Below are 10186 nucleotides of genomic sequence, written 5' to 3'. Positions count from 1 at the left end.
CTGCCATCGGGAGCAAGCCCCCTCCCACATTGAATTGCGCGTATTCAGTCGACCAGGGTACAGGCCATGACGACCGCATCTTCGCGACCACCCACTGCTGGGTAATAGTCCCGCCGGCGGCCAATCTCGTTGAAGCCGTACCGCTCATACAGGCGAAAAGCGCTGGTATTGCTGTCGCGCACTTCCAGGAAGCATTCCCGGGCACTGGCGGCGTACGCACGGGACATCAGGTGTTCCAGCAAGGCCAAACCCAGGCCACGGCCCTGGTTTTCCGGCTTGACGGTGATATTCAACAGATGCGCTTCATCAAGGATGATCTGCACCACACCGTGGCCCACCTGCTGCTCGCCCTCGAACATCAGCCAGATCTGGTACTTGCCCAGCCCGTCGAGAAAAATCCCGCGGGTCCAGGGATGGCTGAACGCCGCATATTCGATTTTCAGCACGGCGTCGAGGTCGGCCTCGGTCATCGGGCGGAAGGATACAGCTTCACTCATCAGTCGCTTTCCAGCGCGCCATCAGCTGGCGCATGGCTTGCCACACATCAGCCTTACGCTGTGGCTCTTCCATTAATAATTCCAGGCCCGGCAAGGCCCACACCGACCCCAGACCCTCGACCTGCAGTTCACGGTACCAGGATTCGGCATTGGCCTCGCCGGCGAAACGCACGGCGGGCAGACCGATCAGCCACAGGCACACGCAGGGCTCGTCTTCCAGGCGCGCCGACACAAAGCCTTGCACAAAATCCCGAGCAGCTTCCGGGCCCTGATCCATGGTGCCACGCACCAGCAGCGGCCAGCGCACCGGGTCGCCGACGATTTGGGGACTGTCGGGCAGGCCCGCAGCACGCAGCATGTCCTTGAGCAGCATGTAGGCTGGGTCGCGAGTCTGGAAACGTTCGCCAGTCGGCAACTCCACCAGCAGCAGACACCGCCCGGCACGCAGCAATTGCAGGGCAAAGCGCGGCGGCGGCACGACCGGCGCCTTGACTACCGGCGCAGTCTCTTCGGCGACCACTGGCTTGGCCACCGCAGATGGGCGCGGCACTTCGATTTTCGCCCGCTCGACCGCAGGGCGCGCTTCGACGACGGGCTTGACCACCGCCACCGGCGCAGCAGCCTCCTCGCCCGATGACTCGAACGCCTCATAGGGTTCAAGCGCCTGCAACAGCTCGGGCCGCGATGGCGCGGCAAACGGCAGTTCGGTGCGGGGCAGCCAATTGACCACTTGCATGGCGGTCAAGTAAGCGCGACGTCGGGACTCGATAAGCACAGCTCGGCCACTTGTGGAGAAGTAAAGAGCGGGGATTCTACCGCTGTTCGACAACAATCGCCCACTGCGCTCTGACCGGCTGTGGATAAATCCCGCGCCTGATGCAGTACAATCGCGACTTTTAATCGCCAACCAGCCGGCCATTCCGATGATCGAACCCAAGCGCGTCCTACGCGCCCTCGCCGAACACTGGGCCCTGCTTGAGCCACTGTGTGAACACTTCGACCAAGGCACCCTGAGCCTGGGCGAGTTGCGCGCACAACTGGCCGCCCAACAACTGGACAGCACGCCTCAGGACATTACCAGCCTGCTGGACGTGTGGATTCGCCTGGATATCCTGGTGCCTGTCGCCAAGAGCCCGAACCGTTTCGAGCTCAATGCACAGATCCATGACTTCCTGGCCTATCTTCGCAAGGAGCACCGGCTTGGCCTGTGCCTGGAAATCGAAGCCTACCTGCGCCACCTTGAGCGCCTGGCCGGCTATATCCAGGACGCCTTCGACATCCGTGACGGCCACGACCTGGCCCGTCAACTGCGCCTGCTCGACATGCGCGTGCGCGATGTACTGAAAAAACTCGCCAACGACGAACAGGCCCTCGCCGCCGTGGCCGACCGAGCCAAGACCAGCGACCGCCAGATCCCGTTGCGCCAGCGTTACGCCGAGGTATTGGCGACCTGGGATGAATACGTCGAACCAATGATCCAGTTGGTCAACGCCGACGGCGCCTTCGAGCAAGGCGTGCGCAAGGTGGAAAATGTGCTGCTGCGCATGCTCACCGAACAACAGCGCCTCGGCCACCTGGTGGACGACGACATGCTGCTGCGCACCCACGCGCGCATCCTCGAAATGCAGACCAGCGCCCAACTGACCTTGCGTCATGCGCGGGAACTGCTGTTGCCTCTACGCGAAGAAGCGCGCCGGCACAACGCCGTGACCCGTGGCGCCGCACTGGCCTTGTCGGCGATCCGCCGTAAAGGTCTGGACGCAGTGCCGCAAGCGGCGATGCCAATGTTTACTCGGCCACAAAGCACCTTCCTCGGCGCCGCGAGCCAAGTCGAAGCCTATGTGTATGCCCTGGCGAACTTCGAGCCGAAACCGGCGCGTTTCCCCAAGGCCCACAAAACCCACAAGGGCCAAGCCCAGCGCGCACCGCGCACGGTCAAGGAAATGCTCGAACGCTGCGAAGACGCGCTGCCGATGCCAGACCTGATGACCTGGCTGCTGGAACAGGAACCGGACGGCGCGACTGACGAGTTGCTGTATTGGTTCTCGCGCCTCTCGCGGGAAAAACGCTTCAAGCGCGAACGCCTGGAACGCCGCGATTACCACACACACGAGCACCAGGTCAGCCTGCGCTCCTTCGCCCTGCTCCCGGCTACGCCTGACGCCGCCGAGAATTCTGCGAGCACTCCTTATGCATCTTGATCTATCCGAACTGTCCCAGCTGGCGCCGATCTTTCGCGAGCTGTTCAAGGGTTACCACGTCAGCCGCCGTGACCCGGAGCTGTACGCGCAACTGTCGAACTTCCAGGACCAGTACCGCACGCTGTTCAAGGCCCTGGGCTTTGAGCTGGTGTGTGATACCCGTGGTTTCTACTACTTTGTGCCGGACACCGCCGTAGCAGCCGCGCAGGTGAACAAGACCGCCCAGCGTTTGGCGTTGTTCACCTTCATCATCGTCGAGCACCTGGCCGACCAGGGTCGCGACCCGATCGCTGTGCTCGACGGTGGCAGTCTGGGCCGCGATGAGTTGCCTTCATTGCTGGAAAAGTACCGCGACCTGTTTATCCAGGCCGAAGTGCAGACCCAGGAAGAACTCGAAGAAAAAATCATGCGCCGCATGACCCAGCTGGGTTTCGCCAGCGAAGACAACGGCGTGTACCGCTTCCTTCCACCGATGCACCGCTTCCTCGACGTGTGCCTCTCGGTTCAGCAGGACCGCGACTTGGCCGCCAGTATCCACAGCGTATTGCCGTTGCCGGCGCCGGTGATCATCGACGAAGACAGCGACGAAAAACTGTTGAAAACCGATGACCCGCTGGACCTCAGTGACTTCGCGGAAGAAAGCGAAGAAGACGCCCTGGCCCGTGCCATTGCCGAAGAACAGGAGACCGACGCATGAGTAAGGAACGCTACGGCATCCGCCGCTTCGCCCTATTGAACACCGCGGGTTACAGCCTGGGTCTGTTCCCGCTGGAAGAACCCTTGTCGGTGTATGGCGCGAACAACCTGGGTAAATCCGCGTCGATCAACGCCTTGCAGTTCCCGATCCTGGCACGCATGTCGGACATGAGTTTCGGCAAGTACACCCTGGAGCAATCGCGGCGCTTCTACTTCGCGACTGACACCAGCTACATCCTCGTGGAAGTGTCCCTGCCCCACGGCCCGCACGTGATTGGCGTGGTCGGGCGTGGCCCAGGCGGCGGTTTCGGGCATCAGTTCTTTGCCTATGCGGGCAAGCTGGACCTGGCCCACTACCAGAAAAACGACACCTGCCTGCGTCAAAAAGAGCTGTTCACCAACCTTGAGCGCGAAGGCCTGAAAGCCTACGAACTCAAGCCCGATGAACTGCGTCGCTTGCTGGTGGGCGGCCACACGTCGATCCCATTGGACCTGACCCTGATTCCGCTGCGCTCCACCAGCGAGCAGAGCCTGAAGACTTTCCGCGCGCTGTTTATCAACCTGCTGCACATGCGCGAAATCACTGCGGCCAAGCTCAAGCAGTTGTTCCTCGATGCCTTCGAACACAGCCTGCGTTCCGGCAGTGTCGATTACATCGCCGCGTGTGAAGAAGCCTTCCGTGATGTACGACGCATGGAACAGGACTACAACTCGCTGGTGGCCGCCGGGCCTTTGGTCGAGGCGCTGTCCAATGGCGTGAAACAGCGCGATATCCTGCGCGGTAAACTGCATCGCCTGTCGCCGCTGTTGGATTCGTTGCTGGGCACCTGGTCGGACTATGCCAGTGCGCGCAAGGAAGAGCTGACGATCCAGGCCGAGCACTACCGCAACGAACAAGATGCGCTGCAGAACGACCAGCGCGGCGGCACCCAGGAACTGATGCGCCTGGAGCGGGAAATCAGCGGCATTCAGCGTTGGTTGGGCGAGTTGTCGGTGCTCAAGCATCGCTTTGCCTTGGTCGATGACGTCAAGGTGCTGGAGCAGCAACTGCTGGCGGCCAAGGATGCTCACGATGAGTTGGCCGGCGCCCTGGCGCAGTCGCGACAGTTCAGCGCCGAGGATTTGGACGAGCGTCTGCGCGAGTTGGAAAAACGCTTGAAGTCGGTCAAGCAGCAGCTCGACCACGCGGATAACAATAGCTACGCCAAACTCCGCGAAGAATTCTCACAGCAGGATGTCGAGCGCCTGATGCGACTGTTCAACAGTTCGCTGTTCAGCCTGCCGTTGGGCGAGCACGGCATCACGCTGGACGAGGACGGCCAGTGGGTCAAATCCCTGGAGCAGATCCTCGATGGCTTCAAGGGCGAGCGTTTCGAAGTGCCAGGCCTTTCCATCGACATTTCCCACATCGAGCCACCGGCGTTGCAGGCGTTGGCGGATCGCGCAGCCTTGCGCGATCAGAAAGAGCGTCTGGAGAAAGAACTCAAGCAGCTCAAGACTCAGCAGGCCGTGGCCTCTGACCGTGCAGCGAGCAAGACCCAGACCGAAGCGCTGTACCAGCAAGTGCTGGATGCGCAGAAGGCGCTGGAAGACTTCCGCCGCACGCAAACCCTGAGTGCCGAAGAAGGCGAGAAACTGGAAAACCTGGCGCAGATGGAAGCGGCCCAGGATGAACTGAAGCGCTCCAGCGATGCCTTCACCGAACGCGTCCAGCAACTGTCGGCCAAGCTGCAACTGGTGGGACGTCAGATAGGCGATATGGAAGCCAAGCAGCGCACACTGGATGACGCTTTGCGCCGTCGTCAGTTACTCCCTGCCGACTTGCCGTTTGGCACACCGTTCATGGACCCGGTCGACGACTCCATGGACAACCTGTTGCCACTGCTCAATGACTATCAGGACAGTTGGCAAGGGTTGCTGCGCGCTGATGGCCAGATCGAAGCGTTGTATGCCCAGGTACGCCTCAAGGGCGTCGCCAAGTTCGATAGCGAGGATGATGTTGAACGTCGCCTGCAACTGCTGATCAACGCCTATGCCCACCGTACCGACGAAGCCCTGACCCTGGGCAAGGCGCGCCGTGCGGCGGTCACCGATATTGCACGGACCCTGCGTAATATCCGCAGCGACTACGACAGCCTTGAGCATCAGCTGGCGTTGTTCAACCGCGAGATCAACAAGCGCCAGGTGTCCAACCTGCAAAGCTTCCGCATCGTGCTGGCCCCGAACAAGGAAGCCCTCAAGCATATCGACCAGATCATCCACAGTGCCGGTCAATATGAAGAAGGCGAAACCCTGTCGGTGTTCGACCTGAGCCAAAGCGCCGAGCAAGACAACAAGAACGAAGAGGCCAAGGAATACCTGGCTCGTCTCGTGGCCGCCAACCATAACCAGTTGGGCCTCAAGGATCTGTTCGAGCTGGCTTTCGAGATCACCAAGGTGCACGGCCAGCCGGTGATTCACACCGACATCGATGGCGCTGCGTCGAACGGCACCACCATGACCATCAAGGCGCTGACCAACATGTATTTGTTGCTGCACTTGATGGACCGCGACCAGGCCGGGCGCGTGCGCTTGCCGTACTACCTGGATGAGGCCGCGGACATCGACGAGAAGAACCAGGCCGCCTTGCTGGAAACCAGCTTGCAGTTGGGCTTCGTGCCGATCCTGGCCAGTGTGAAGCCGCAGGTATCGGCCCAGGTCGCCATCGACCTGGAAGGCGGCAGCGGGCCGAACGGGATCTACATCGATGAGGCGGACTGGAAGTACATCCGTCGTCACGACGTGGTGAAGGCCACCCTGAATGTGCAGGCAGATGAACCGGAGTTGGATGAGGTCTGACTTTTTCCGCTGAAACGCAAAAGGCCCCTGGGTGAGAATCCAGGGGCCTTTTTTATGTTGGCTGTGCGGGCCTCTTCGCGGGCAATCCCGCTCTCACATTTAACCGAATACATCCTTTGGAATGCGGTCGAATGTGGGAGCCGGGCTTGCCCGCGATGGCCGCGCCTCGGTCTACTTGCCGAGTGGAATTTTAGGCGCCCAGGTCAGCCACTCATCCTCAAATTTGTCGAACAGCGGGAAGGTTTGCTGCGGCCGTGCTGCGTTGCCCATACGCTCGCCGTCTGGAGTGGCGAAGGCGATGCCGCCGGCGACCAGTGTTTCCAGGGACTCGGTGCGTACGGTCGCGCCTTTGAAGAGGCCGAAGTCGAGGCCGAAGCCGCTGCTGTTCCAGAAGCGGCTGCCGCTGCGCACCAACGGTGCGTACTTGGGCTCGATCAGGATGTGGATCAGCACGCGGTCGGCGGTCTGCCCCAACTCGTAGCCAGTCACTTTACCGACAGTGACTTCGCGGTAGGTGACCGGTACGCCTTCTTTCAGTGAGCCACGGCGTGCGGCGCTGAGTGTCAGACTCAGGCCTTCTTCTTGATGCACGGCCTCAGGCGGCTGGCTCAAGGCAACGAAGCTTTTTTGTGGGCCGACGCTTTTCGCTGCCGGCAGCACTTCGATGTATTGGCCAGTGACCAGGGTTTCCAGGTTCGAGGTTTTCATCAGGCCCAGTTCAGGCTTGACCACCCAGAACTGGCTTCCCGCGCGCGCGATCCGGTCGGCCACTTGGGTGATACGAGCGCTGAGCAAGACCGACTGCATGTCGGCACTGAGGTCGACGTTCTCGATCTTGCCCACGTCAAGTCCCTTGAAACGTATCGGCGTGCCGGGGCGCAGGCCATCGGCGCGATCGACCTTGATGGTTACCAATGTGCCATGTTGATGGGCCGCTTCACGATCGGCGAACAGACGGAATCGAGGGATGCGCTTTTTCAGTGGTACGTTGGGTTCCGGGGTTTCGAAGGCGATACCACCGGCCATCAGACTGGCCAGGGATTCACTCTTCACCTGGATGCCGCCAGTGAGGCCACCGGTCAGGGTGACACCACTGGCGTTCCAGAAGCGCGTCGAACCGTTGACCAGGTTTTCGTATTCTTTCTCGATGTGTACACCGATCACCAGTTGCTTGTTCTTGCGCGAGAACTGGTAGCTCTGCACCGAGCCGACTTTGACCTGCTTGTAGAGGACCGGGCTACCCACATCCAGGGAACCGAGGTTATCAGTGAGCAGCACCATGTGCAGGCCTGGGGATCGCAGGTCCAGTGGCGGTGCCTTGGCCCGGGCGACGAATTCGCGCTGGGGGGCACTGCCTTTGTCGCCAGGTCGAATGGCGATGTAGTTACCTTTGACCAAGGCTTCCAAGCCAGTGATACCCGCCAGGGAGATGGACGGCTTGACTACCCAGAACTGGGTGTCCTGCACCAGATAGTCTTCGGCAAGTGGGTCGAGGGTCAGTTCAGCATTCGCACTGGAAAGATCTGGGTCGACCTTCAGGGTTTTCAGACTGCCAACCTGGATGCCTTTGTACATGACCGGGGTGCGTCCGGCCTGCAAACCTTCGAAGTCAGTGAGTTTGACCTTGACCTTGATGCCGGCCGCGGCCGCATCAAAATCTTCATAAAGGCGGAAGGGCAGGCTTGGATCGGTCGGCGGGCTGTCCTTGCGATTCTCTGGCGTGGCGAAGGCGATACCACCGGCGACGATACTGGAGAGGGATTCGCTGCGCACTTTCACGCCGGAGAGGTTGGCGTCGATGCTGATACCGCTGGCGTTCCAGAAGCGCGTATGTTTGCGCACCAGGTTGGCGTAGGTCGGTTCGATATAGACCTTGATCTCCACTGTGCTCTGGTCTTCGGACAGCAGGTAGCTTTTGACCTGGCCGACCTGGATCTGCTTGTAGAACACCGGGCTGCCACGATTGAGCGAACCCAGCCGGTCGGCCTTGAGGGTCAGGTGCAGGCCGGGTTTTGCGTCGGACAACGGCGGCTCTTCGGACAACGCCTTGAACTTGCGGGTAGGCTCACCGTCACCAGGACTGGCCGCGATGTAGTTACCTGAGACCAGGGTTTCCAAGCCGGTGATGCCGGCGAGACTGACGCTGGGTTTGACCAGCCAGAAACGTGTGTTGGTCTTGAGGTATTGCTCAACATCCTTGTTCATTTCGATGGTCGCGATCACACCGCGATTGCTGCCTTCGTCATCCAGGGCCAAGGTTTTGACCTTGCCCACGGTCATGCCTTTGTAGACCACTTCGGTCTTGTTGACCTGGATACCTTCACCGCTTTCAAAGCGGACTTGGATCTCAATACCCTGCTGGGTATAGGCACGCCATCCCAACCAGCCGCCGATGATCAGGGCAATCAGGGGCAACACCCAAATGGCAGACCAGTTCGAAGCTGGGCGGGTTTTAGCTTTAGGCAAATCACTCATGGTCGTCGTCCGACTCCGTGTTATCCCAAATCAGTCGGGGATCAAAAGTTACTGCGGCAAGCATCGTCAAGATCACCACACTGGCGAACGCTGCGGCACCGAGGTTGGCCTCGACACTGGCAAGTCGCCCAAAGTTTACAACCGCCACTAGGATGGCGATCACGAAGATATCCAACATGGACCAGCGGCCAATGAATTCGATAAAGCGGTACATGATAATGCGTTGTTGCGCGGACAGCGGCTGATGGCGCTGTACCGAGAACAGTAGCAGACCGATGCCCACCAACTTGAATGTCGGCACCAGGATACTGGCGATAAATACCACGGCTGCAATGGGATACATGCCATGTTGCACCAGTTGGATCACACCGGCCATGATGGTACTGGGATCACCCTGACCGAGCGCGTTGATGGTCATGATCGGTAACAGGTTGGCTGGGATGTACAAGATGGCTGCGGTAATCAGCAAGGCCCAGGTACGGGTGAGACTGTTGGGGCGACGTGCATGGATCAACGCACCGCAACGGGTGCAGAGTTGCTCATCGGTGTCAGCGTCTTGTTTGTTCAGTTCGTGGCATTCGGTACAGATCAGAATGCCTGCATCAATCGCTCGCATGATCATCCTCTCCAGACAGTGCCTGCCAAATCTGGTGGGGCGACATCACCACCTCCAGCAGCACTTGAACGATTAATAGACTGACAAAGCAGACAAGTCCCAGGCCGATCGTGATGGAGGCCATATCGGCGAGTTTTACAATCGCCACGAGCACGCCCATCAAGTAGACCTCCAGCATCCCCCAGTCCTTCATATGGTGGTAAATGCGGTAGAGCAACAACCCATAGCTACGACCGACTTTCCAGCGAATGCTGAGTAGCACGGCTAATTGGCAGAGCAATTTGAGCAAGGGAATGCCCATGCTGCACAGGAACACCACAGCCGCGACGCCTTGCATGCCGGTATCGAATAGGCCGACCACGCCACTCCAAACGGTATCTTCGGAAGACTGTCCGAGTAGATTGAGCTGCATGATGGGTAAAAAGTTCGCGGGGATGTACAGCAATAGCGCAGCAATTACCAAGGCGAGGCTTCGCTCCACGACATTGTGGCGGTGAGCGTACAACTCATAACCACAGCGTGGGCATTGGGCTTTTTCACCGAAGGCGAGCGCCGGCTTGCGCATCAACAGGTCGCACTCATGGCATGCCACCAGGTCGTCCAGCGGTAAATCCGACACCCCGAGGGTATCAACCGGATCGGGCATAGATAGGGCTCAGACTCTAAAAAGGTTAGGTGCCTATTCTAGTGGTCTGGGTCAGAAATAACTGTGCAATTTTGTCGGCTCGCTCGGGAGATATTTTCGAGCGCCCAAAACAAAACCCCATCTGCTTTCGCAAATGGGGTTTCGGAATTTAATCTTGACGATGACCTACTCTCACATGGGGAAACCCCACACTACCATCGGCGATGCATCGTTTCAC

General features: G+C 59.6%; 8 protein-coding genes. 3 read left to right on the top strand and 5 right to left on the bottom strand.

Features of this window, described 5'->3' with window-relative positions; genetic code table 11:
- Window positions 1-44 precede the first annotated feature (44 nt).
- The gene (rimI, locus tag ACRESD_RS15425; RefSeq protein ID WP_431751711.1) at window positions 45-497 is read right to left on the bottom strand and encodes a ribosomal protein S18-alanine N-acetyltransferase; all 453 of its coding nucleotides are present in this window, start codon (window positions 495-497) and stop codon (window positions 45-47) included.
- Window positions 490-1233: an energy transducer TonB gene (locus ACRESD_RS15420; protein ID WP_431751712.1), complete on the bottom strand. Its 744-nt coding sequence runs from the start codon at window positions 1231-1233 to the stop codon at window positions 490-492. The genes rimI and ACRESD_RS15420 overlap by 8 nt, the downstream gene beginning before the upstream one ends.
- 187 nt (window positions 1234-1420) lie before the next feature.
- On the opposite strand from ACRESD_RS15420, the gene mksB reads away from it, so the two are divergent.
- Genes mksB through mksF form a run of 3 tightly spaced genes read left to right on the top strand, consistent with a single transcriptional unit; the run spans window position 1421 to window position 6232 of the window.
- The gene (mksB, locus tag ACRESD_RS15415; RefSeq protein WP_431751710.1) at window positions 1421-2698 is read left to right on the top strand and encodes an Mks condensin complex protein MksB; all 1278 of its coding nucleotides are present in this window, start codon (window positions 1421-1423) and stop codon (window positions 2696-2698) included.
- Window positions 2688-3395, top strand: coding sequence for an Mks condensin complex protein MksE (gene mksE, locus ACRESD_RS15410; protein ID WP_431751709.1), 708 nt, complete (start codon window positions 2688-2690; stop codon window positions 3393-3395). The genes mksB and mksE overlap by 11 nt, the downstream gene beginning before the upstream one ends.
- Window positions 3392-6232, top strand: a complete 2841-nt coding sequence (gene mksF / locus ACRESD_RS15405; RefSeq protein ID WP_431751708.1) for an Mks condensin complex protein MksF — start codon at window positions 3392-3394, stop codon at window positions 6230-6232. The genes mksE and mksF overlap by 4 nt, the downstream gene beginning before the upstream one ends.
- Window positions 6233-6403: 171 nt before the next feature.
- Here the strand turns inward: mksF and ACRESD_RS15400 are convergent, their stop codons facing one another.
- From ACRESD_RS15400 to ACRESD_RS15390, 3 genes are read right to left on the bottom strand one after another with little or no spacing between them, the layout of a single operon-like run.
- Window positions 6404-8707, bottom strand: a complete 2304-nt coding sequence (locus tag ACRESD_RS15400) for an MlaD family protein (RefSeq protein ID WP_431751707.1) — start codon at window positions 8705-8707, stop codon at window positions 6404-6406.
- A complete protein-coding gene (locus tag ACRESD_RS15395) occupies window positions 8700-9323 on the bottom strand; it encodes a paraquat-inducible protein A (RefSeq protein WP_431751706.1) in 624 nt (207 codons plus the stop codon). The genes ACRESD_RS15400 and ACRESD_RS15395 overlap by 8 nt, the downstream gene beginning before the upstream one ends.
- Window positions 9310-9969 (bottom strand): paraquat-inducible protein A, encoded by a 660-nt coding sequence (locus ACRESD_RS15390; RefSeq protein ID WP_431751705.1) that lies wholly within the window; start codon window positions 9967-9969, stop codon window positions 9310-9312. Before ACRESD_RS15390 ends, ACRESD_RS15395 begins: the two co-directional genes overlap by 14 nt.
- Between the last annotated feature and the right edge of the window lie 217 nt (window positions 9970-10186).

It is taken from the genome of Pseudomonas sp. (assembly GCF_050739995.1).
Taxonomy (GTDB): domain Bacteria; phylum Pseudomonadota; class Gammaproteobacteria; order Pseudomonadales; family Pseudomonadaceae; genus Aquipseudomonas.
The sequence above is the reverse complement of the archived record's forward strand: the minus strand, read 5'-3'. Positions and strand labels throughout refer to the sequence as shown.

What these genes read in the sequence shown, in the direction of transcription:
- rimI (WP_431751711.1), bottom strand. Translation starts at nt 497, where the DNA reads ATGAGTGAAGCTGTATCCTTCCGCCCGATGACCGAGGCCGACCTCGAC.
- ACRESD_RS15420 (WP_431751712.1), bottom strand. Translation starts at nt 1,233, where the DNA reads ATGCAAGTGGTCAATTGGCTGCCCCGCACCGAACTGCCGTTTGCCGCG.
- mksB (WP_431751710.1), top strand. Translation starts at nt 1,421, where the DNA reads ATGATCGAACCCAAGCGCGTCCTACGCGCCCTCGCCGAACACTGGGCC.
- mksE (WP_431751709.1), top strand. Translation starts at nt 2,688, where the DNA reads ATGCATCTTGATCTATCCGAACTGTCCCAGCTGGCGCCGATCTTTCGC.
- mksF (WP_431751708.1), top strand. Translation starts at nt 3,392, where the DNA reads ATGAGTAAGGAACGCTACGGCATCCGCCGCTTCGCCCTATTGAACACC.
- ACRESD_RS15400 (WP_431751707.1), bottom strand. Translation starts at nt 8,707, where the DNA reads ATGAGTGATTTGCCTAAAGCTAAAACCCGCCCAGCTTCGAACTGGTCT.
- ACRESD_RS15395 (WP_431751706.1), bottom strand. Translation starts at nt 9,323, where the DNA reads ATGCGAGCGATTGATGCAGGCATTCTGATCTGTACCGAATGCCACGAA.
- ACRESD_RS15390 (WP_431751705.1), bottom strand. Translation starts at nt 9,969, where the DNA reads ATGCCCGATCCGGTTGATACCCTCGGGGTGTCGGATTTACCGCTGGAC.